The following is a 24,089-nucleotide window of genomic DNA, read 5'->3' as shown; positions in this document are numbered from 1 at the left end:
CTTGCTCAACAATAGATAATTTAAAGCCTAATGTATAATCTCGCTGAGTACGCTTAACGTCTTTAGTTTTAGTGGTTTTCATAAAATAAGTCCTAAATGTGTAAACACATTTCAGGACAAGACATTTAGAGGCAATAAAAAAGCGCCTTGCGGCGCTTTTAAAATGTAAGCATGTTTTAGGTTAGTGGGCTTGTTCCCAGTTTTCACCTTCGTCAGCTTCTACAATTAAAGGGACATCTAAGCTAGCCGCTTGCGACATTAGCTCACAAATCTGCTTTGTGTATGCTTGCGCACAATCGGTTTTAATCTCAAACACCAATTCATCGTGTACTTGCATTAGTAACTTAATGGTATTGGGAGCTTGTTGATTAACCCAGCTATGCACGCTCAGCATTGCTTTTTTAATAATATCAGCGGCTGTGCCTTGCATTGGTGCATTGATTGCTGCACGTTCGGCGCCTTTACGGCGAGCTCCATTACGTGCATTAATTTCGGGTAAGTGTAATCGACGCCCAAAAATAGTTTCTACGTACCCGTTCTCGGCCGCTTTTTCGCGGGTTGTTTCCATGTACTCAAGTACCCCAGGGAAACGCTCAAAGTATTTATCTATGTAGTGCTGCGCTTCGTGGCGTGGCACATCAAGCTGACGCGCTAAACCAAAGGCTGACATGCCGTAAATTAATCCAAAGTTTACTGCTTTAGCTTTACGACGCATATCTGTGGTTACATCCTCTAGCTCAACCCCAAATACCTCAGCAGCGGTTGCACTGTGTACATCTAACCCATTAGCAAAGGCATTTAGTAGCCCTTTGTCTTGCGATAAATGCGCCATAATACGCAGCTCAATTTGACTGTAATCGGCAGCCACAATTTTATAGCCTTGTGCCGCTACAAATGCCTCACGTATACGGCGTCCTTCTTCAGAACGAATTGGGATATTTTGTAAGTTAGGATCGGTAGAACTCAAACGCCCTGTGGCCGTAACAGCTTGATGATAAGAAGTATGCACGCGCTGTGTTTTCTCATTAACCATCAATGGTAATTTATCGGTGTAGGTTGATTTAAGCTTAGATAAACCACGGTGCTCAATAATCACCTTAGGTAGTGGGTAGTCATGGGCAAGTTCTTGTAGCACTTCTTCAGCCGTTGAAGGTGCACCTTTAGGTGTTTTTTTAATGACTGGCAGCTCAAGTTTTTCAAATAAAAGTGCTTGCAGCTGCTTTGGCGAGCTTAGGTTAAATGGTTCGCCAGCTATCTCAAACGCTTCTTTTTCAAGCTCAAGTAAACGCTCGCCTAAACGCTGGCTGTGCGCCGCCAGCATGTTGCTATCAATTGCTACGCCGGTACGTTCAATATCAGAAATAACATTCACTAATGGCATTTCTATTGTTTCAAATACTGACTTTAACTTCTCATCAGCTTCTAATTTTGGCCAAAGTACTTGGTGTAAACGCAGTGTAATATCGGCATCTTCTGCTGCATAAGGCGCAGCTTGCTCAAGCTCAATTTGATTAAAGGTAAGCTGCTTTTTCCCTTTGCCGGCTATATCTTCAAAGCTAATGTTTTTATGGCCTAAGTATTTAAGCGCTAATGAATCCATGTCATGGCGAGTGCCCACGCTATTAAATACGTACGACTCAAGCATAGTATCAAACTTAATGCCATTGAGCTCATAGCCTGCATTAGCTAGTACGCTCTTGTCGTATTTTAGGTTTTGCCCTACTTTAGCTTTGTTAGCATCGGCGAGGATTGGCCCAAGCTTTTGCATTACATATTCAAGGCTTAATTGCTCTGGTGCACCCGGGTAATCGTGTGCAATTGGTAAGTAAGCAGCTTCGCCTGCTTTTACAGCAAAGCTCATACCTACTAACTGCGCTTGCATGTAATCAAGGCTGGTTGTTTCGGTATCAAAGGCAAATAACTCAGCGCTATTTAGCTGCTCAATAAGCGTATCAAATTGTGATTCGGTTAAGATAGTTTCGTAATGTGCATCTTCTACTTTTGGCAGTTCATTTGCCTCAGTAGGGAGCGCTTTTTCTGCATCTTTTGGGTTATCAAGCAGCTCAGCTAACCAACGGCGGAACTCACACTCACCATACAGTGCAATAAGCTCATCTTTATTTGGCTCTTGTACTTTAAAGGTATCTAGGTCTGACTCTACCTCAACATCACATTTAATGGTGGCAAGCTCATAACTAAGTGGTAAATGATCAAGGGCGTTTGCAAGCTTCTCACCAATCTTGCCTTTAATATCGCCGGCATTATCAATTACACCTTGAAGCGATCCATATTTTTGTAACCATTTAACAGCTGTTTTAGGTCCACAGCCTTCAACACCAGGGATATTGTCAACCTTATCACCCATTAGCGCTAAATAGTCGATGATTAGCTCTGGACCCACACCAAATTTTTCAACAACGGTTTGAGGATCTGAAATGCTGTCGGTCATGGTATTGATTAGCGTAACATGCTCATTAACTAGCTGAGCCATGTCTTTATCGCCTGTAGAAACCAATACATGGCGCTTTTGCTCAGTTGCTATTCGCGAAAACGTACCAATAACATCGTCGGCTTCAACCCCTTCAATACTAATTAGCGGAAAGCCCATCGCTTTAATAATACTGTGCAGTGGCGCTATTTGCGTTCGTAAATCGTCAGGCATAGGCGGACGGTTAGCTTTATACTCGCTATACATGTCGTTTCTGAACGTTTTGCCTTTGGCGTCAAACACCACCACCATGTGGCTCGGATCATATTGTTTGATCAAACTTTTAAGCATGTTTACCACGCCATAAATAGCGCCAGTTGCTTCACCTTTAGAGTTGGTTAAATGCGGTGGAGAATGATAAGCACGAAATAAATATGAAGAGCCATCAACTAAAATTAGCGGGTTTTCGGGGATCTGAGCCATGGTGAATTTGGATCCTAAATACAAAAAAGTAATATTATTACAAGCATGCCATAAGGTTGTGAATAAAACGACAGTGAATTACGCTTAGTAGCCATAATTATTGCGGAGCAACCTGTGGATAACTTTGTAGATAACAGCCACGAGCTATTCCTCCAATGCATAATAAAATGCTTAGAAAAATAAATAACTGCTTGTTTTGTTTAAAAAAGATAATACGAGGTTCTTTTTTTTATTATTTTAAAACCAATGTGGAAAAAGGTTTTCTAACTGATACATCCGCTGTTAGTCACTTTAGTTATTTGTATCCATTTAAATAACCGGAGGAGTATTCTAGCATAATGGATCAAAGATCATAGCGATCCTTTATAATTTTTTTTATGAGCGCACAGGCAAAAATGACATAAACCGCAATACAACTTGCACTGCGAATACTTTTTAAACTAAAAAATTATTTTAGTGTGTGTTTTGGCCCGTGTTAAACTTCATCCAAACGACTTATTTAAAATACTTAAGGAGCACAAAAGCATGAAAAAGATAGCTGTAATATTAGCCGGCTGTGGTGTGTACGATGGCAGTGAAATAAACGAAGCAGTATTAACACTGCTGCACATAGCTAAAAACGGTGCTGCATATCAATGTTTTGCTCCTGATATAGAACAACTTCACACCATTAACCACCTCACCGGTGAAGAAATGCCAAGCAACCGTAATGTACTCACTGAGGCAGCACGCATTGCCCGTGGTGATATAAAATCATTAAGCGAATTAAAGACATCTGAATTTGATGCGTTAATAGTACCAGGGGGATTTGGCGCCGCTAAAAACTTATGTGATTTTGCCGTTAAAGGCGCTGATGCGCAGATAAACGACCTAGTATTAGAGGCCTGTAAACAATTTGCTAATGCACAAAAAGCCGCTGGCTACATGTGTATTGCGCCGGCTTTAATTCCGTTTATATATCCCAAGGCTACTTTAACCATAGGTAATGATGAACAGACCGCAAGCGCTTTAACCCAGCTAGGCTCTACTCACACAGCCTGTGCGGTTGATGATATTGTGATTGATGAGGACAATAAACTCGTTACCACCCCTGCTTATATGCTGGCGCAGTCTATTTTAGATGCCGATGCGGGGATCGAAAAATTGGTTAAAAGCGTACTAGCATTAGCTTAAATAGTGATTTACTAAGCCACCGATTATAAATGTTTGTTAACTGAAACATGCAATTTTATTGCGTTAACGCAAAAATTAGCCAGTTTTATCGATAAAAACACCAGTGGGCGTTTTATAAATTGTTACACAAAGGTATAATCGGTTTAATTTCCGTCATCTATAATCGTGATTGATCACGTTCAAATCGAAGTGAGCAAGGCAAAATGAAAAAACTATCAGCTGCAGCATTATTAGTGCTAGCAACCACCGCATACGCACAGCCATATGATAACTCTATGACTGAAGATGCGATTAAAAAACGTTTAGCACCAGTTGGCGCTGTTTATCTTGAAGGCGAGAAAGCTGCTGCAGCCGCAGCTCCTACTGGCCCTCGCTCTGGTGAGCAAGTGTACCAAGGCGCATGTTTTGCCTGTCACGGTACTGGCGCACTAGGTGCACCTAAATCAGCTGATGACTGGGCACCGCGTATCGCTAAAGGTAAAGATGTATTGCTTGATCACGCTATCAACGGTTTTAATGCGATGCCGCCAAAAGGAACATGTATGGATTGTTCTGATGATGAGATTAGCGCAGCTATTGATTTCATGACATCTAAATAACCATAAACCCGATAAGGCTGACTTAAGTTAATTAGGAAAGCCTTTCTGTACCACTTTTAGTGTTTTAATAGCAAGTTTTAGTGTGATAGTCACTTGACGATAGACCTGAACAATGAAATCATATGGCTAATAAACATACAATAATAACTATCGGCTACTATCATTGGAAGATAAACGAACTGAACCGAGTAAATTAGAGCACCAAAATAAGAAACTTAGAGCACTACTTGAAAAGTACAGACAATCCCACCACTTACAAAATGCCCTGATACAACTATCAGAGCAAGCTAGTACTGTGGCTGAATTAATACTTTTATACCCAGCCATCCACGATATTTTACAAAAGTACGTACCCAGTAAAAGCTTCTATGTTGTACTATTAAACGAATATAGCAATTCACTTGAACTATCTTATTTTGCAGATGAGAAAGATGGTATTTCGGTACCGCTTCATCAAGCAAATAGTTTCGATGAAGGTGCAACGGGCTATGTATTTAAGGAAGGTAAAACAACGTATTTTACTAAGCAACAAATGCGAGACGCCGCAGACCGAGGCTTATTCAAAGCGCTGGGCACGCCAGCAGAGCATTGGGTGGGCGTACCAGTTTACCAAGGTGAGCATATTATTGGTGTACTTGCTGCGCAAAGCTATGATACTGAAAAATACTACAGCTCTCAGCAAATTCAGCTTTTAGAGGTCATGTCACTTTATTTAGCCACTGCTATAGAGCGAGTAAAGAAACGTGAACTTCTTGAATCTGAAGTTAAAATTCGTACACGTGCACTTACTCAGAGCAACGAAGCGCTCAACATAGAAGTTGAGCAGCGTAAACGTGCTTCTCAACGACAGCAGATCCTATTTAAGATTTCAGAAATAGCCACACAGGCAAAAAATCTTAATGATGCTTATTTAAAAATTCATCAAATAATTAGAACGATTACATATGCTGATAATCTGTATATCGCTCTTTATAATAAGAAAACTGGGTGGATAGACTTCCCATATTACGCCGACGAATTTAGATCAGAGGCAAAGCCTAGGCGTTTTGCAAAAGGGTATAGTGAATTAGTAATTAGTACTGAGCGAACTCAGCTTATTAACCCAAGCAGAGCGAGAGAGTTACTAAAAAAGGGTGTAGTTCAACGCTCTACACCTGTACCTAAAGAGCAAATGGCCACCAGCTGGCTAGGTGCGCCGCTTAAAACATCGCAAGGGGTTATCGGCTTAATAGTATGCCAAGCGTATAATAACAATCATATTTTTAGCAACGATGACTGCGAGCTTATCACGTTTGTATCACACCAAATTGCCACGGTTTTACAAACAAAATTAGCCACTCAAGCACTTAAATCTAGCCACCAAGAGTTAGAGTATCGAGTTAACGAAAAAACAAAAGCGCTGCAGCAAGCTAACCTACATTTACAAATGCAAATTGATGAGCGTAAAAAAGTAGAGCAACAGCTTTATCATGATGCGCATCACGACTCATTAACAGGCCTGCCTAACCGCAGCTTGTTTTTAACCCAGCTAGAAAAAACACTGCAGCATTACCATCGTTTTTCTGATCATCACTTTGCTGTGTTATTTATTGATTTAGATAAGTTTAAAGATATAAACGATCAACTAGGTCACCATGCCGGCGATCAATTTTTAATAAGTGTGGCTGATTTATTTTCGCATTGTATTCGCGAACACGATTTACTCGCTCGCCTTGGTGGTGATGAATTTGTAATTTTGCTTACCCACTTAACAGAGCTACAACAAGCAGAAGATGTAGCTGATCGCATTATTAATATAATGAAAAAGCCATTTTGCAGCAAAGGTACCTGCATTCAAAGTGGTGCAAGTATTGGTATAACGTACTCAAATTCAAGTTATCAGCATACCGATGAAATTATTCGCGATGCCGATGCTGCTATGTATTACGCTAAAAATGCAGGGCGCGACCGCTATGAGCTGTTCCACCCACTATTAACACAAACACTAACAAGTGCAGAATCTCCAGCACAGCACCATCTTGATTCACTCCCGATGAGTTTTAGAAGTGCAGATATTATAAACCTTGATGAACAACAGCAATCAGAATCACTATTTGAAGCCTTTGGTGAACACCCTGTATTAGGCTATACCAGTTTTGAAGTACTGAAAAAGTTTGCAACCGATAAAGAGCAGCACCTCCAAGTTGAATTAGAACTATTACAACACGCCTATTCCCATGCCTTAGCGGCAAATGTAGCCATGGTGTTATTGCCATGCTCAGGGCTACTTTTAGAAGCGCTTGAATTTAATTTATTTACTGAGGTATTAAGTAAGCTGCAAGGGCAAAGCCAACTGTGTTTATTGTTTGACGACCAAGAAATACGTTACGCCTGTGCAACTCAGCTAGAAAACCTTAAAAAGCTCTCGCAGCTTGGCTACAGCATTGGCTTAAATAACTTTGCAAAAGACCGCTGTGAGCTAAATGCACTGACCGACATTACCTTCGATTATGTACTACTTAGCTCAACCTTTAGTAAACGCGTACTGCAACAAGAAAGCTTTAACTTGCAATTACAAGGTGTACTGGCAATCACTCAGCTAAAAGGCATAAAAGTTATTGCCAAAGGCCCTTCTATACTCAACTTTAGAGCCTTGCTAGATAAATACGGACTAAACTTATTTGTTGCTAAGCAGCAAGGCTTATCGGAGCCAGTAGCGGCTAATAACAACGCCGCGCAGTCTATTAACTAGGTTTTTTCAGCATCGCCCTTAAGTTAGCGACCCGTGCTTGGCCTTTTTCCATGCGCTCAGCTTGCGAGCTTGGGGCTTTTTTGTTTTCAAACGCTAGGTCATCTTGCGGTAACTCTTGCACAAAGCGGCTTAGCTCTGTTTGTGAGGTTTCGCCAAACTGACGACGTATTTTTGCATACGTTAGTGTCAGCTCTTGCTGGGCCCGTGTGATCCCTACGTATGCTAAACGGCGCTCTTCATCTACGTTTTCTTCGTCAATACTTACTTGGTGTGGCAATAACCCCTCTTCCATCCCAACCATAAATACGTACGGGTATTCTAAGCCTTTAGATGCATGCAAAGTAAGTAACTGTACCGCATCAGACTCATCTTCTTCCTCGTTACGCTCTAGCATATCGCGAAGCGTTAATTTACTGACCACTTCAGGTAAGGTCATCGGTTCGTTATCGGCATCTCCGGTGAGCATATCGGTGATCCAACGATACAGCTCAGAGACGTTTTTCATGCGCATTTCTGCCGCTTTGGCACTTGGCGATGACTCATATAAATACGCTTCGTAGTTAATATTACGTACCAAGTCTTTTACCGCTTCGAGCGTATCGCTACGCACTGCATTATCTGAAAGCTCAACAACCCAACGTGCAAACCCCGAAAGCGCATTTAAGCCACGCCCTTTAAGGCGGTAGCCTAGGTCGTTATCAAAACAGGTGGCAAATAAGCTTTGGTGCTTTTCGTTTGCAAGTGTGCCTAGCTTTTCAAGTGTAACGGTGCCTATTTCACGGCGCGGCGTATTAACAATGCGTAAAAAAGCATTATCGTCGTCTTGGTTAACCAACAAGCGTAAATACGCCATAATATCTTTAATTTCTGAACGCGAAAAAAACGACATTCCGCCACTAATTTTATAGGGAATGCGGTTACTCATTAATGATTTTTCAAAACCGCGCGCCTGGTGATTACCGCGATACAAAATAGCGTAATCTTTATAGCTGGTGCGCTTCATAAATTTATGAGAAATTATTTCAGCAACAACTCGCTCGCACTCATGCTCTTCATCCCTACAGCCAATCACTTTAATCGGCTCACCGTAACCAAGTTCACTAAATAGCTTTTTTTCGATATCGTGCGGGTTATTGGCAATTAAAATATTTGCTGCTTTTAGAATGCGCTGGGCACTGCGGTAGTTTTGCTCAAGCTTTATGAGCCTAAGGCCGGGGTAATCTTTACTTAACAGTACCAAGTTTTGGGGGCGGGCTCCGCGCCATGAATAAATAGATTGGTCATCATCCCCTACCACAGTAAAACGCGCTCGCTCGCCTACTAATAACTTAACAAGCTGGTACTGGCTGGTATTGGTATCTTGATATTCATCCACCAGCAAATACCTAAATCGTTGCTGCCAACGCTCTCGTGAGGTGGCATTACTACTCAGTAATAAGGTGGGGATCATTATTAAATCGTCAAAATCCAGTGCGTTATATGCTCGCAGCTGATTTTGATAACGCGCGTAAAGCTGCGCAAATAACGCCTTTTGCGCATCACGTGCTTCGCGTATGGCTTGCTCTGGCAAGATTAATTCGTTTTTCCAGCTGCCTATTTGCATTTTTAATAGATTAAGTAGGTCTTTGTCTTTTTTAAGCTCGTCTTCGGTTAAATCACCTAACAGCTGGTTAGTATCTTGGTCATCAAACAGCGAAAAACCTTCTTTAAAGCCAAGCGTTTTGAGCTCTTTTTTAATTATTTCAAGCCCTAGGGTATGAAAGGTTGATACCCACAGCCCTTTCGCTTCTTGCTTATTAAGCGTTTGTAATACACGCTCGCGCATCTCTTTGGCCGCTTTATTCGTAAACGTTACCGCAGCAATATTACGTGCTTTGTACTCGCACTTTTGCACCAAATAAGCAATTTTGTTAGTGATTACGCGCGTTTTACCTGAGCCTGCACCCGCGAGTACTAAACACGGACCACTAATATATTTTACTGCTTCATCTTGTTTTGGATTGAGTTTCATAACGACCATGGAGTTTTAAAAGGCAGCTAATTTTACCGTAACCACAGATACAGGCATAGCCATTAGATTAATTAATTCCATTGTGGTGATCATGTATTAAATACCTTAGGTATAAGGTAATATTAGTCATTATCATTTTAGGGCAACAGCAAGGGACGATTATGATCAATCCAGCAAAACTTGAAGAAATTGCTAAGCAAATCACCAACAACATGCCGCAAGGTGTAAAAAACCTAGCAGATACACTGGAAGGTAAAACCAAACAAGTTTTACAAAATAAGCTGGCTGAAATGGACTTTGTTAGCCGCGAAGAATTTGATGTGCAAAGCCAAGTACTTATTCGTACTCGTGAAAAACTCACAGAGCTTGAAGCAAAAGTTGTGTTACTAGAGCAACAACTAAATGCTAAAAATAACGCCGAGTAGCACGTACTACATCTGTATACTCAGCCACAAAAAAAGCAGCTAAGGCTGCTTTTTTGCTTTTAGTTTTAACTAAAAGCCCACTATGTATCAAAAAGTGCCTCTAATACATAGTATTGCAGTGATTGTTGCTGCGCTAAACTTACAGCGCACATTTTTAGTGCCACTTGCTTACCCGTAATGGGTTTATAACGTTTTAAAAAAGGAAGTTGAGTAATAACAGGTAACACAAATGCGCCTATTTGCTCAGCTATTCGTGTATCGTTTCGCTCACCCATTAATAAAGACGGCTGGAATATACTTACTTTTGCAAAGCCCAGCGTTTTTATGTGCTGCTCAAGCTCGCCTTTCATTTTTAAGTAAGGGCTGATGCTGTGCGCATTAGCGCCGCTTGATGACACCAAGCAATAATGGCTCACTGCATTGTTAGCCGCCATTTGCGCCGCAATAAACTGATAATCAAAATCAACTTTACGCTGCGCCGCGGTCGAGCCAGCCTGCTTTTTAGTAGTGCCCAAACACGAAAAAAACACATCCCCTTTAAATAACGCGCAGTAGTTGGTTAAACAATCAAAATCAATAACTTGATTAGTGAGCTTAGTATGTTTAACGTCCAGCTTACGGCGAGTTATAGCAATCACATGGCCAAACGCAGGGCTTTGCAGTAAAAGCGTTAATAGCTCACTCCCCACAACCCCTGTTGCCCCTATGATTATTGCCGTTTTAGTCATTGTTTAAATTACTCGCAACCGGCTTTAGCGAGTACATGTGCAACGGCTTTTTTATACACATCGCCTTCTTCATCGGCGCAGGTTACAACCGATGATAAGTCGTGCAAGTGGCCGTTCTCTAATCCATATACCCAACCATGAATCGTGAGCTCTTGGCCTTTATCCCATGCATCTTGAACTATGTTTGTCCTACACACGTTGCGTACTTGCTCAATAACGTTTAGCTCAATTAAACGACTTAAACGCTGTTGCTCATCCATTGCATTAAGCTGCTCTAAGTGTTTTTCTTTTACATCGCCAACATGGCGTAACCAATTATCAATAAAACCAAATTTGGCGTTATTTAATACCGCTTGTACACCGCCACAGCCATAGTGGCCAACCACCATAATATGTTTTACTTTAAGCACCTCTACCGCGTATTGCATTACCGATAAACAGTTATGGTCAGTATGTACCACCACATTAGCTACATTACGGTGTACAAATAATTCACCCGGCAGTAAATCAACAATTTGGTTGGCAGGAACACGGGAGTCTGAGCAGCCAATCCACAAGTACTCTGGGTTTTGTTGCATTGATAATATTTTAAAAAACTCAGGGTTGGCTTCGGTTGTACGTGCAGCCCAACGTTTGTTGTTTTCGAATAAATTTTTTAGCTTTCTCATTGCATCTCTTATTTAGGACGGGATAGAAATTACACCCCAGAAAAGACAAATAATGAGCGCCTTTTTAGTTGGTGTTTGCAAGAATTAAAATATTGCGAGGAGTTAATTGTTTCTCACAAAAGGTGGTAACTGAAACGTGATAACCTTGCTGTTGCAAATATAAAGCACGATCGAGCACAAGCCAAACTTCTATTGCTCTTCTAAACACATGTCGAACCAGTTCGATTCGCTCTGTTACTTTTTTACGCGCCTTACCAATTAATAAAAACTTATCGTAATCAGTGTCTTGAGGGATACTTATAGACTTTTTATCCCCCGCCCAAGCGCAAAACTGTGCAAACGTATCAGAAAACACGGCTTTGTTAACTGAAGGCACACTCACGTAATAATGTTCATGAGTGAGTGACTTTCGAAGTGCGTCAAACCCTAAGCGCCATTCCACCTCAGTTTTTCGTATTTTAGCTACACGTGAAGGGGCTGTAACTGTTTCTTGCAGCGCCAGTTTTAGATCGCGGTGCGTTAAATTAAGCTTACTAGCAAGGGCAAGCTCACTCATTGCCTGATAACGGCTATCGGTAAATAAGTGATAACAGCACGGCGAAAAACTAATACGTTTTACCCTAGCGGCGCTGGCGTGTTGCATAAATGTTTGGTGCAATGCGCCACATGCATGCAGTGCAACCGCATGTGTGTCGGTATTAAAAAAATGGCGTGTTTCATCTTCAAGCACATTAGCTTGGCTAAATTTCATCGCCAAACCTTGCTTGCGTGCACTGTGCTCTCCTTGCTCGCAAAGATGCCCTTGTAGCTCAACACTGTGTACGCTTTGCGCGCCGTTATAAGCAAGCATTCGGCCTAAATGCCCTTTACCTGCGCACCATTCAAGTACAGGCTGTGTGTTACACGTTAATGCTGAAACAAAGTCTTGCAGTTGCTCAAACTTACGCCCTTTAATACCGTTACTTATCCAAAACGGGTATTCACCGCGTTGCTGCTGGCTTTTTGGTAAATTGCACAGCTCAGGTAGCTGCTCTACCCCGGCAATAAACGGGCTAAAAAATTGATAAAGCTGTTGCTGATCGTTATCAAGCCTTGCGACATCTTCATCTGATAAGTTATTTAACGCCGCTTGTAGCTCAGGCCACGGTAATTCATCAAAATCAAATGCTGTACATTGCCAATATTCGCGGGTATTCATTAGCACTGCATCGAGTGCTGCAAACTGCTCAGCTAGGTTCATAACAACTTAAAATAGTAAAAAGACGTTTAATTATACCAGTTGCGCAGAGCAGCATTAAGCGGTTATTTTTTTCCAAGTATTAAACGCAAATAAAGGGGGATCGAAATAATACTCACAATAAAGGCGGCTATTAGCATCCACGACAGTTGTAATCGTTCTGGCTCTTGGTATTTATAAACAAACCCAGCTTTGTGCTCGTCAAATTGCGTTTGCTTAATGCCATAATAATCAGCAATTAAGCGCCACTTGGCCATCGACATATTCCCTAAATGGGTCGTAGGCGGCATTATGTAGTCTTTCAATACTTCGGCTTCATAAGCTAGCTGATGAAAACTTTTGTTTGGCGCATACACTTGCTGTGTAATTGCTATGGCTTCATCCATATTCATCATCGCATAGCGCCAACCTTTTAAGCTCGCTTGGTAAAACTTTTCGACCGTTTGCGGGTGCTTTTTAAGCATTGATTCGCTGGTAAATAGCACATCACCATACACATCCATACCATAGCGCTGTGGGCATATAAGGCGGTGCGATACCCCTTGCTGAGTCATAAAGTAGGGCTGAGTGGTGACATACACTTGCATTGCATCAAGTTTGTTTTCTTGCCACGCTTGTAGCGCAGGCTCATCGCCTTCGTATACCTCTAAGGTGGCAATATCAATACCGCTGCGTTTAAGCATAACCAGCAGCTCGGTACTGTCTTTTTTACTCACTTCGGTAATACGTTTAGCGGTAAAATCGCGAGGGTGAAAAATATCAGAGCTGTCTTTTACCATCCAACAGTACGGAGAAAACTGTAAAATAGCCGCCATTGCTACAAACGGTTGGCCGTTTACTCTTTGTTGTAAAATACCCGAATGCGCTACGCCAAACTGGGCTTCTCCACTTGCTACAGGCGTGAAAGTGTCAGGCATTTTAGGATTGGCTTCGCGTATGGTTACATCAAGTCCGGCGTCTTTGTAGTAGCCTTTTTGCTGAGCCATATAATAGCCGGCGAACTGAAACTGGTGGGTCCATTTTAGTTGTAAAGTGACTGATTCTTGAGCCATTAGTTGGCTGCAAAAAAGCAAAATTACAAATATTAATCCTTTAATAAGCAACTGGGTGTTCCAAATAGTAGTCATTAGCTGTAACTATATTTAAAACACACGATAAAGCAAGCATGCAAACGTGCATACTTGCTTATAAAAACCCTAAGCTGAGGCTAAATTGTCAACGTTTGGGCTTTGTGGCTGAGAGGTTAAAAACTGCGTAAAACACGGGTTATGTGTTTCATCTTGTACACTGTAACCTAAGCGGTTTAAGTGCTCGTTAAACATATCAAATTGGCTTGGCTCAATAGCAAAGCCCGCCAGTACATTTCCGATAGACCCCCCATGATTGCGATAATGAAATAAAGTAATATTCCAATTGCTACCTAGGGTATCTAAAAAGCGCGCAAGGGCTCCTGGGTATTCCGGAAATTCAAACCGTAATAACCTTTCATGTAACTGCTCCGGTGCTTTACCCCCTACCATATAACGTACGTGTAATTTAGCGAGTTCGTTATCTGATAAATCGCAAAATTGGTAGTCGTTGTTAGTTAGGTCTTGTTTTAGCTCGTTGAGTTCTTGCTCACCCTGGCGCAGAGCAATACCTACAAATATTTGCGCTTCACCTGGGCCTGCATAACGGTAGTTAAACTCAGTAATAGCCCGACCACCTAAAGAGGTGCAAAACTGCTTAAAGCTGCCTTTTTCTTCTTTAATGGTCACCGCAAGTAGCGCTTCGTTTTTTTCACCTAGCGCAGTACGCTCAGCCACATAACGTAAGCGATCAAAGTTTAAGTTAGCACCCGAAAGCACCGCTGCTAAATGCAGCCCTTTTAAGCCCGATTGCTGGCTCCACTTTTTAAGCCCTGCGGTTGCAAGGGCACCTGAGGGCTCTGAAATGGCGCGAGTAGAGACAAAAATATCTTGCATAGCGGCACAAATTTCATCGCCACTGACAGTTACAACTTCATCGCAAAATTTTTGCGCTAAGCGAAATGTTTCACTGCCAATAATTTTAACCGCTACGCCATCGGCAAAACTGCCAACACGGTCGAGCTCAACAGGCTCACCCGCTTTAAGCGCGGCTTGTAAACATGCACTTTCGTCAGCTTCTACGCCAATGACTTTTATATCGGGGCGTAATGATTTGATATAAACCGCCATACCAGCAAGTAAACCACCACCGCCAACAGGGATAAATACCGCATCAAGCTCGTTGAGTTGCTGCATAAGCTCGCGAGCCACTGTGCCTTGCCCCACAATTACATCAGGGTCATCAAAAGGCGGTACAAATACGCCATTGCGTTGCTCTGTTAGTTCAAGTGCATGTGCTTTTGCAGCATCAAAATGATGGCCATGTAAAACCACTTCACCGCCCAGCGCACGTACCGCACTTACTTTTATTTCAGGCGTGGTAACTGGCATAACGATAGTGGCTTTATGGCCAAGGTGTGAAGCACTAAGCGCCACACCTTGTGCATGGTTACCCGCAGATGCCGTAATAACAACAGACCCTTTTGGTAACTTGTTTAATTTATTATAAGCACCGCGTAACTTAAACGAATACACGGGCTGTTGATCTTCACGCTTTAACCAAACATGGTTGCCTAATTTATCACTGAGGTCGCGCATTTCGCTGACCTCAGTCACTTTAGCTAGCGGTTCCATATTGGCCTGAATAATAGCGCGAAAATAATCGAGCTCTTGAGAAACCATAATTAGCTAAGCTCCTCCAGTTTGGCTAAATCACGTACTGCGCCCTTATCGGCACTGGTTGCAAGTAATGCATACGCTTTTAATGCCGACGATACATAGCGGTCACGATCAAGCGGCTTATACGCTTGCTTACCACGCGCTAATTGCTTTTGTTTACGTGCTTCTAGCTCTTCATCATTTAATGCGAGGGTGATTTCACGTGTTGCGATATCAATGATAATTTTGTCGCCATTTTCAACATACGCAATAGCACCGCCACTTGCCGCCTCTGGCGATACGTGGCCGATTGATAAACCAGAGGTGCCGCCCGAGAAACGACCATCGGTGATCAAGGCACATTTTTCAGCAAGGCCTTTTGATTTTAAGTAGCTCGTTGGATAAAGCATTTCTTGCATACCTGGGCCGCCTTTAGGACCTTCGTAGCGAATAACCACAACATCACCGGCTTTTACTTCGTCGTTTAAAATGCCTTCTACTGAATCATCTTGTGACTCGTACACCACTGCAGTGCCTTCAAAATGCAGCATTTCGTCAACTACACCTGCACTTTTAACAATACAGCCATCAACCGCTAAGTTACCTGAAAGCACAGCTAAGCCACCATCTTGTCTAAAGGCATGCTCAACACTACGGATACAACCATGCTCTCGGTCGTTATCGCCTTCATCCCAACGGCACTCTTGGCTCATTGCTTTTGTAGTACGAATACCGGCAGGGCCTGCACGGTAAAACTTTTGTGCGGCTTCGTTTGTAGGGTCAGTCGCGTCCCACTTTTTAACAAGCTCACCCATCGTCATACCCGCTACGTGGTTTACCGATAAATCAACTAAACCTGCTTTACCTAGCTCACGTACAATTGCCATCATGCCACCAGCGCGATGCACATCTTCAATGTGGTACTCAGGTGTAGCTGGGGCTACTTTACATAAAAATGGGGTTTTACGAGAAAGCTCGTCAATGTGCGACATATCAAAATCTACACCAGCTTCTTGTGCTGCTGCTAATAAATGCAATACGGTATTAGATGAACCACCCATGGCAATATCAACCACCATAGAGTTCATAAAGGCTGTTTTGTTTGCAATTGCACGCGGTAACACGTCGTGGTTGTCTTTTTGGTAGTACTCGCGACACAAGTCAACAATGCGAGCGCCGGCTTCTACATACAGTTGCTTACGATCTTTATGAGTTGCAAGCGTTGTTCCGTTACCCGGTAGTGCAAGGCCAATAGCCTCCAATAAACAGTTCATTGAGTTGGCAGTAAACATACCCGAACACGAGCCACAGGTAGGACACGCCGAGCGCTCTACTTGCTCGGAATCTGCATCACTTACTGTTTCATCAGCGCCTTTTACCATGGCATCAACTAAATCTAGTTTAATATCGATGTTAGCAAGTTTGGTTTTACCCGCTTCCATTGGCCCGCCCGATACAAAAATAACCGGTATATTTAAACGTAGCGCTGCAAGCATCATCCCTGGGGTGATTTTGTCACAGTTAGAAATACAGATCATCGCATCGGCGCAGTGGCCGTTAACCATGTACTCAACAGAGTCTGCAATTAAGTCGCGAGAAGGCAGTGAGTAAAGCATACCACCGTGGCCCATTGCGATGCCGTCATCAATTGCGATGGTGTTAAATTCTTTTGGTACGCCGCCCGCTTGCGTGATTGTTTCCGCCATTAGCTCACTAAGCTGATTAAGGTGTACATGCCCTGGTACAAATTGCGTAAACGAGTTAACTACAGCAATAATAGGTTTACCAAAGTCGGTGTCGGTCATGCCTGTTGCGCGCCATAATGCACGTGCGCCTGCGCGTTTACGTCCTTCAGTTGTTGTTGCACTTCTTAATTTAGCCATAGTTACCTCTGTTTTGCCGCTGTGTAAGCGGGCATTCCTCATTCTAAAAATTGTTGAGTTACTGAAGGTTATATTCAGTAACGCGTAAATGTGTTTCGTTAGCAGTTACACTGCTTGTTGCTGTAAATTTTCTAAGCTGATTTCTTTCACGTCCACCAACTTATTTAGCTGGCTGGTTAATAGATGAATAGGCTTATCGCTATCGACCGTCATTGCTATCGTATATTGGGCTTCATCGGTATTAAGCTGAAAATGCGTAAGGTCAAAACCACGGTGACGCACAACACGTAAAAAGCGCTCCACCGCAATACTTTGGTTTTTCAATGCAATAGTTAAGCTGTGTTTCATTGTGCTTTCTCCGTAATCATTTCGTCATTTGCAGCCCCTGGTGGTACAAGCGGCCATACGTTTTCTTTATCATCTATACAGGCATGTAAAATATAAGGCCCTTCGCTGTTTACCAGTGCAGTGATTGCATCGTCTACTTCGTTGGCTTTAGTAATAGTTTGCCCAGGAATACCAAATACCGCCGCTAACTGAACAAAGTCAGGGTTATCTGAAAGATTGGTTTCAGAGTAACGCCCTTCAAAAAACAGTTCCTGCCATTGACGAACCATACCTAAGCGTTGGTTATCTAATATTAGTATTTTTACTGGTAAATTGTTACGACGTATAGTGGCAAGCTCTTGAATGTTCATCATGATTGAGCCATCACCCGACACCGTTATTACAAAATCGTCTGGGCGTGCTACTTGCGCGCCAATAGCCGCTGGTAAACCAAAGCCCATAGTGCCTGCGCCACCACTACTTAAGTGATTACTTGGGTGGTTAAATTTCATATGTTGCGCCACCCACATTTGGTGCTGGCCTACATCGCAGCACACTACGCCTGTTTTTGGCATACGCTGGCTTAACTGGTTCAATAAATACGGGGCAAATACTTTTTCGCCTGGGTAGTCGTAACGCCATGCGTGTTTTTCGCTCATGAGCTTATTTGTATCGCACCATGCTTTAGGTGTTACAACACACTCAAGTGCGGGTAATGAGGTTTTTAGATCAGCAATTAAGGACGCTTTAGCGGGTTTGCGTTTACCTACTTCGGCCGCATCAATGTCTAAGTGAATGACTTTTGCTTTAGCTGCAAATTTGGCTAAGTTGCCCGTTACGCGGTCATCAAAGCGCGCGCCTATACATACAAGTACATCACACTCTTGTACTGCTATGTTAGCCGCTTGTGTGCCGTGCATACCTAACATTCCTAAGTAGTGCTCGTAATCAGGTAATACACTGCCTAGCGCTTTTAATGTTGATACCGCTGGCATTTGTGTTTTGTTTAAAAACTGCATTAACTCATTTTGCGCATCGGCGGCTTGCACGCCACCACCTACATACGCTACAGGCTGCTTTGCTTCAGTTAATAACTGGTTTGCAATGGCCACTTGGTTTAAATCAAGCTGTGGTAAATATTCATCAGCAGCTAACCAAGGTTTAAAAGGCACTTGCGCCATTTGAATATCTTTTGGAATATCTACAAGCACTGGGCCTGGGCGACCACTTTGAGCTAAATGCATGGCTTCTTGTAATATTTCAGCTAAGTCTTCTGGGCGCTCTACCATGTAGCTATGTTTAGTACACGACAGTGACATACCTAGTACATCGACTTCTTGAAATGCATCTGAGCCAATAGCGGCAGTAGGTACTTGGCCTGTAATTGCTAATAATGGCACTGAGTCCATCATTGCATCGGCAAGAGCTGTTATTAAGTTAGTAGCGCCAGGGCCTGAGGTAGCAAAACAAACGCCTAATTTGCCTGTGCTGCGAGCATAACCCACTGCGGCAAAGCCAGCACCTTGCTCGTGGCGAGTAAGGTAATGCTTTACAGGCGCGCCATACAGCGCATCGTAAATGGGCATAATAGCTCCGCCAGGGTAGCCAAATACTTCATTTACGCCGTGCTTGGCTAATAAATCGATTGTTAGTTCTGCGCCAGTCATTAATTAATCCTCATTCCTCAGTGACAACCCAATTACATACTTACTTAAAAAACTTATAGCTAATACCAATCCGCAATAATACTTAATTATTTTTAGGGGGCTAAAAGTGTCGCTATCTGCGTTAAAAAATTCTCATTTAGAACAACTAAATAGCGAATTTTTTGCCTAGCTATCAACACGTTTATCTATCCTCAAAATAGATCACTTAATTAAGCGAATTGGTATAAAATTTTTAAAACTTTGTGCTTAAAACTAAAAAGCCCTCCGAACGGTTAGGTGCGGAGGGCTTTTTAATGCTTAAGTTTATAGCACTACGAAGCCCTCGCGGGAATAATCACCACGATAATAATCAGGACTAGGTTAAGTGCATTTGTAAGCATGTAATTAATACCAAAATGTGTTCATTTGTTACGAAGTAATACTCTTCGCTCTGTATATGTATTTGTACCGCGCTGAGGCGAGTAAGTCAACACCAAACTTAATTCAACAAAAGAGCAAAAAGCGACTTCAAACGGATTTTAAATTTACAAAAAAAGGCTTAAATGAAAAATCTATACCTTAATTTGCATCAAGTAAATTCACTAGCCACATAATAGCCATATAGGGCTTGATTAATTTTTGATACATTGTAGTACAAATAACAGCGCAGCACGGTAAATAACTTAAAACTTTGCTAATTAGGCAGGTTTACTCCGCAAGCCCTATTACGCACCACTCAATTACATTCACCCTATTTAAATAAGGTGCCCTAGTGCAACTAAACTCATAAGCGCATTTAAAAGTGTTTAATATAACCAAATAGGTTTATTAAAGCGCTTTAATTTAAGCTAGTATTTAGGCAACTCAATTAGATTTAAGGACAAACCATGCAAGCCCTCACTCGAATTAGTCAGCTTTTTACATTGGCACTTTTTATAGCAACTAGTTTTAATAGTGTCGCAGCACCGGCATTATTTAAAGTAGAAAAAAACGGTACTAGCTCTTACTTGTTTGGCACAGTTCACGTAGGCGACGCCAGCATGAAAGGCTTACCAGAAAAAGTAACTAAGGCTATAGATCAAAGCGAGCAAGTTGTTGTTGAAGTAGATATTAGTAAACTCACGCCTTTGCAAATGCAGCAGCGTTCAATGCCCTTTATGATGCTTAAAGATGGCAAAACATTACAAACAGAACTCTCAAAACAAAACTACAATAAGCTTAAAGACTACTTTGCTAAAAAATCGATTGATATAGCTATGTTTAATGGCCTCAAACCTTGGGCTGTAATGGTAACCATGATGCAGATTGAATTTCAAAATGCAGGGTTTTCTGACCAAACAGGCATAGACAAGCAAGTACTTGCTTACGCTAAAAAGCAAAATATCACGATTGGAGAGTTAGAAACGCTAGAGCAGCAACTACAAATGTTTGATGGCATGGCTTTGCTCAGTAATGAAATGATTGAAGAAACGTTTGAACAGCTTGCCGATATTAATACTTATTTTATTAAGTTAGTAAACGCCTGGAAAAATGGTGATATGGATACGCTGACTGAATACTACAACATGAGTTTTGACGAGAGTAACTACGGTGAAATAAGCGAGCAAGTTATGCTAGTTAATCGTAATAATAAATGGGTGGAGCAATTAGTGCCTCGCTTAACTAACGAAAAGCTATTTATTGCTGTAGGCGCGCTGCACTTACCAGAGCAGCATGGTTTAATTAAACAGTTAACTGATGCAGGCTTTACCATTACTCGCCTATAACGTGGCGTTAAAGGTTGGGCATATTCAGCCCAGCCTTTAATTAAAATCTTCCATTTTTAAATAATGCTCAATCCCTTTAATTTTGTCTGCCGCATGGTGATTTACATAAATAACGGTGCTGGTATTTGCGGCACAAATTTTCTCTATTAATATTAGTACTCGCTGTCTATTTGCTTCATCAAGCCCCAAACAAGGTTCATCTAAAATAAGTAACGTGGGGTGTTTTACCATAGCACGTACTATTAATAGCATGCGCTGATCGCCGTATGAAAGTTGCGTAAATGAGCTATTTTGTTTATCGCTTAACCCAATCAGCGCTAACCATTGCTTAGCTGTATTTACCTGTGACTCTGTTGGCTTTTGATATAAGCCAATGCTGTCGTAAAACCCTGAAATAACTGTATTCAATGCCGATATACTTACTCGATAATCCATATGCAGTGCATTTGATATATAGCCAATATGCTGTTTTATATCCCAAATACTTTCACCACTTCCGCGCTTAAAACCAAATACCTGAATATCATTGCTGTAGCATTGAGGGTTATCGCCAGTTATTAAATTTAATAAGCAGGTTTTACCTGAGCCATTTTTACCACTCAATTGCCAGTGTTGATGTTTATTAATTTGCCAATTGAGATTTTTAAATACATTAACCCCAGCGTAGCTAACCTTCGTATTACTAAGCTTAACCAATGTATCGGCGGTATACTCTGCACGGTCTTGGGAGTCATCCGGTTGAGGTATTTCTAAAGCGGTATGGGTTAAATGCAGTAGTTTAAGCAAGTCAGCACGCTGCTCTGCGTTTGGATTATTAAGTACATGCTGCAATTGCCCCTGATTTACATAAGCGTAATGAGTAATAAACGGCGGGATTTCATCAAGCCTATTTAACACAAACACAAAGTTAATTGTTGAGCTAAGTGTTTCTAATAAAGTGTTTAGCACCTCACTCGAATGTTTATCTAAGCCATCATATGGCTCATCTAGTACCACTAAATCAGCATGACTACTTAGCGCATTTATAAGTAGGAGTTTACGGGTTTCGCCGGTAGAGAGATCTCTAAAATGCCTATCTAAAAGGGCGCTGTAATTAAAGACATCTATTAGTTTTGTACGTAACTCATGGTTGTAGCTACTATTTTGAGGGAAGATAAAATCTTTTACTAAGCTGTGATGTTCATGCTCAATTTCATTTTTGATTAACTGCTTTTGCACATCAGATGACACAAGCTGCGTGCTATTAAAGGTACTTTTAAAAGTACCACTTTGCTGCTTAGCTTCACCCGTTAATGCGGCGCTCAATGCCGATTTACCTGCGCCATTAGCGCCTAATAATAGCCAGTGCTCACCAGCATTCACTTGCCAACTTAAGTCATTAATTGTGAAACGGCTTTTACCTTGCCCTTTTAAATAACCACTAAATTGTTCAAATACAATACTTTGCACAATACTGCCTTCACCATAAGCTAAATAAACAACTTAACTTATAGTAAATTGCTTTAGCAAGCGTATTTAATTGCGTATTAATTTATTTCATTAGCTATGCACACATTTACTAATGCATCAGCCACTGCCTGCTTACTTATGGGTTTATGAATATGCTCACTCGCGCCATATTCATAAATTAAGTCCATGTCTTCGGCTGAGGTATTTGCTGTAACAACGATTATGGGCATGGTTTTATTTAGCTCTTTGCGTATTTTTTTAGTCGCTTCAAAGCCATCCATGACCGGCATGTTTAAATCCATAAACACCACATCATAGTCAGCCTTACCTACCTTTTCGCAGGCTTCTAGGCCATTTACAACGTATTCATAGTCCACACCTAACGTTGCCAAAATACGTGTGAGTAACAAGGTGTTTAATTCATTGTCTTCAACCACAAGGCAAAAAAGCTTTTTTTCGACTTCTCTTTCTGTTTGCTGGTTAGTAATTTCAATCGGCAAGTTAAGCGTAACATGAGCGCCACTCGCTGCGTTGTTTTTAAATGAAAGCGAACCATGCAGCGCTTTAACAACATACTGCGCCCGTGTTAATCCCGTTCTTAGGCCTTGAAAGTGGTTAGTTTGTTTAAATGAGTCAAACTCTAGTTCTATTATTTCGCTAGAAAAACCACACCCACTATCATTAACGGTTAATTGTAATTGCGAGTTTTGCATGTTTGCAGCAACTTCAACCTCGCCCTTGTCTGTAAACTTTATTGCATTGCTAATTAGCTCGGTTAATACATGCTGTAAGCGCTGATGATCTAACTTACAAAAACAATTAAGGGACTCATCAAAATGAGTGATTAATGTTAGCCCTTTTTGCTGCGCTGCATACTCATACGCCAACACCACTTTGTTTATGGATTCTAAAAGGTTTTCGTTTTTAAGAGTTGGCGCCCACTTTCCTGTGCTTAGTGCTTGTAGGTCTTGTAGCTCATCAAGCATAGATAGAAGTCTAAGGGCGCAGTAGCTTGCTTGCGTTTTAATATTTTGCTGCTCAGAATCGATGGTTAGCTCATCAATCGACGTAATTAATCCCTGTAACGGTGTTCTAAATTCGTGGCTTGCTCTGGCAATGAAGTGCTCTTTGTTTTGACTCATTTGCGCTACAAAGTCCTTTTGTTTTTGAAGTGCTGTTAAGGTGCGTTCCACCTCTTTTTCCATCGGCATAAACACAAATTTTAGCTCAACGAGCAATAACACCATGGCGACTAACCAGCACAGCAATTCTAAATTAGACACGCGGTTAACTTTTTTCACTGCATGTTGCTCAAATAAAGTAACCGCGCGGTCAAGCTTAGCTAGCAGGTTTTCTACATGTGCTACGTTGAGCACCTGTGTGTCTACCTCGCCTTTTTGGTACAGCAGCCAACTAGCTTGGGCAATAAATTCATTCACTTCGCTATCTAGATTAGCTGGCTCAGCAAAGTATAACTTTACTAATTCTGGCGTTAAATAACGGTAACTACTACCTTGCTTAGTAAGTAATAAATACCTCATGAGCTGTTTTAAATTGTGCGAGAGAGTGTTCGAGGGAATTGGTATGGGTAGCAACATCGATTCGTGATGAAAGAAGTGCATTGCTATGCCAAGCAATTTTTTGCGAGAGCATGCGCTGCTTACCTGCCATATTAATAATTTTAGCATCGTACTTTTGTACAGAAAAGCCATACTGCAGCAACAATGCTGAGCCACTTATTAACAGAGCAATAGCAATAAGCGCCCATCGGTAACGCTGTCTTACATTGGCAATAATTTTAAACATACA

The 24,089-nt window shown here is 41.7% G+C and carries 16 protein-coding genes and 1 pseudogene; 5 read left to right on the top strand and 12 right to left on the bottom strand.

The window, feature by feature from the left end; genetic code table 11:
• Positions 1–181 precede the first annotated feature (181 nt).
• Positions 182–2,911, bottom strand: coding sequence for a DNA polymerase I (gene polA, locus PSI06_RS03935; protein WP_273603014.1), 2,730 nt, complete (start codon positions 2,909–2,911; stop codon positions 182–184).
• Positions 2,912–3,436: 525 nt separating this feature from the next.
• Here polA and elbB point away from each other — a divergent pair.
• The 3 genes from elbB (at position 3,437) to PSI06_RS03920 (ending at position 7,414) form a co-directional block, all read left to right on the top strand.
• Positions 3,437–4,084, top strand: coding sequence for an isoprenoid biosynthesis glyoxalase ElbB (elbB, locus tag PSI06_RS03930; protein WP_273603013.1), 648 nt, complete (start codon positions 3,437–3,439; stop codon positions 4,082–4,084).
• Between the two features lie 203 nt (positions 4,085–4,287).
• The gene (locus PSI06_RS03925) at positions 4,288–4,683 is read left to right on the top strand and encodes a c-type cytochrome (RefSeq protein ID WP_004589305.1); all 396 of its coding nucleotides are present in this window, start codon (positions 4,288–4,290) and stop codon (positions 4,681–4,683) included.
• Positions 4,684–4,846: 163 nt separating this feature from the next.
• Positions 4,847–7,414 carry a diguanylate cyclase domain-containing protein gene (locus tag PSI06_RS03920; RefSeq protein ID WP_273603012.1) on the top strand — a complete coding sequence of 856 codons (2,568 nt, stop codon included), beginning with the start codon at positions 4,847–4,849 and terminating at the stop codon, positions 7,412–7,414.
• Here the strand turns inward: PSI06_RS03920 and rep are convergent.
• On the bottom strand, positions 7,407–9,425 hold the full coding sequence (gene rep / locus PSI06_RS03915) for a DNA helicase Rep (protein ID WP_004589303.1): 2,019 nt from the start codon (positions 9,423–9,425) through the stop codon (positions 7,407–7,409). The genes PSI06_RS03920 and rep overlap by 8 nt on opposite strands.
• Positions 9,426–9,586: 161 nt before the next feature.
• Here rep and ubiK point away from each other — a divergent pair, with 161 nt between their 5' ends.
• Positions 9,587–9,850: a ubiquinone biosynthesis accessory factor UbiK gene (ubiK, locus tag PSI06_RS03910; RefSeq protein ID WP_004589302.1), complete on the top strand. Its 264-nt coding sequence runs from the start codon at positions 9,587–9,589 to the stop codon at positions 9,848–9,850.
• A gap of 80 nt (positions 9,851–9,930) precedes the next feature.
• Here the strand turns inward: ubiK and PSI06_RS03905 are convergent, their stop codons facing one another.
• The 8 genes from PSI06_RS03905 to ilvG form a co-directional block, all read right to left on the bottom strand.
• Complete coding sequence (locus PSI06_RS03905) at positions 9,931–10,578, bottom strand: NAD(P)H-binding protein (protein WP_273603011.1); 648 nt, start codon at positions 10,576–10,578, stop codon at positions 9,931–9,933.
• Positions 10,579–10,586: 8 nt separating this feature from the next.
• Complete coding sequence (gene can / locus PSI06_RS03900) at positions 10,587–11,246, bottom strand: carbonate dehydratase (protein WP_024032154.1); 660 nt, start codon at positions 11,244–11,246, stop codon at positions 10,587–10,589.
• Positions 11,247–11,310: 64 nt separating this feature from the next.
• The gene (locus PSI06_RS03895) at positions 11,311–12,486 is read right to left on the bottom strand and encodes a methyltransferase (RefSeq protein ID WP_273603010.1); all 1,176 of its coding nucleotides are present in this window, start codon (positions 12,484–12,486) and stop codon (positions 11,311–11,313) included.
• A 62-nt stretch (positions 12,487–12,548) separates the two neighbouring features.
• On the bottom strand, positions 12,549–13,535 hold the full coding sequence (locus PSI06_RS03890) for an ABC transporter substrate-binding protein (protein WP_039972499.1): 987 nt from the start codon (positions 13,533–13,535) through the stop codon (positions 12,549–12,551).
• Between the two features lie 144 nt (positions 13,536–13,679).
• Positions 13,680–15,233, bottom strand: a complete 1,554-nt coding sequence (gene ilvA / locus PSI06_RS03885) for a threonine ammonia-lyase, biosynthetic (RefSeq protein ID WP_004589297.1) — start codon at positions 15,231–15,233, stop codon at positions 13,680–13,682.
• A gap of 2 nt (positions 15,234–15,235) precedes the next feature.
• A complete protein-coding gene (gene ilvD, locus PSI06_RS03880) occupies positions 15,236–17,092 on the bottom strand; it encodes a dihydroxy-acid dehydratase (protein WP_273603009.1) in 1,857 nt (618 codons plus the stop codon).
• 105 nt (positions 17,093–17,197) lie between these two features.
• Positions 17,198–17,440, bottom strand: coding sequence for an acetolactate synthase 2 small subunit (gene ilvM, locus PSI06_RS03875; RefSeq protein ID WP_004589295.1), 243 nt, complete (start codon positions 17,438–17,440; stop codon positions 17,198–17,200).
• Complete coding sequence (gene ilvG, locus PSI06_RS03870; protein WP_004589294.1) at positions 17,437–19,086, bottom strand: acetolactate synthase 2 catalytic subunit; 1,650 nt, start codon at positions 19,084–19,086, stop codon at positions 17,437–17,439. The genes ilvM and ilvG overlap by 4 nt, the downstream gene beginning before the upstream one ends.
• 866 nt (positions 19,087–19,952) lie before the next feature.
• Here ilvG and PSI06_RS03865 point away from each other — a divergent pair.
• Positions 19,953–20,831 carry a TraB/GumN family protein gene (locus PSI06_RS03865; protein ID WP_273603008.1) on the top strand — a complete coding sequence of 293 codons (879 nt, stop codon included), beginning with the start codon at positions 19,953–19,955 and terminating at the stop codon, positions 20,829–20,831.
• 36 nt (positions 20,832–20,867) lie between these two features.
• On the opposite strand, the gene PSI06_RS03860 is transcribed toward PSI06_RS03865, so the two are convergent.
• Entirely contained in the window at positions 20,868–22,280 is a 1,413-nt protein-coding gene (locus PSI06_RS03860; protein WP_273603007.1) for an ATP-binding cassette domain-containing protein, read from the bottom strand.
• Between the two features lie 77 nt (positions 22,281–22,357).
• Positions 22,358–24,086: pseudogene (locus PSI06_RS03855) on the bottom strand (response regulator).
• Between the last annotated feature and the right edge of the window lie 3 nt (positions 24,087–24,089).

This window comes from Pseudoalteromonas sp. GABNS16E, from assembly GCF_028598715.1.
GTDB lineage: Bacteria > Pseudomonadota > Gammaproteobacteria > Enterobacterales > Alteromonadaceae > Pseudoalteromonas > Pseudoalteromonas atlantica.
Note: the sequence above shows the minus strand (reverse complement) of the source record. Positions and strands in the feature narration are given on the sequence as shown.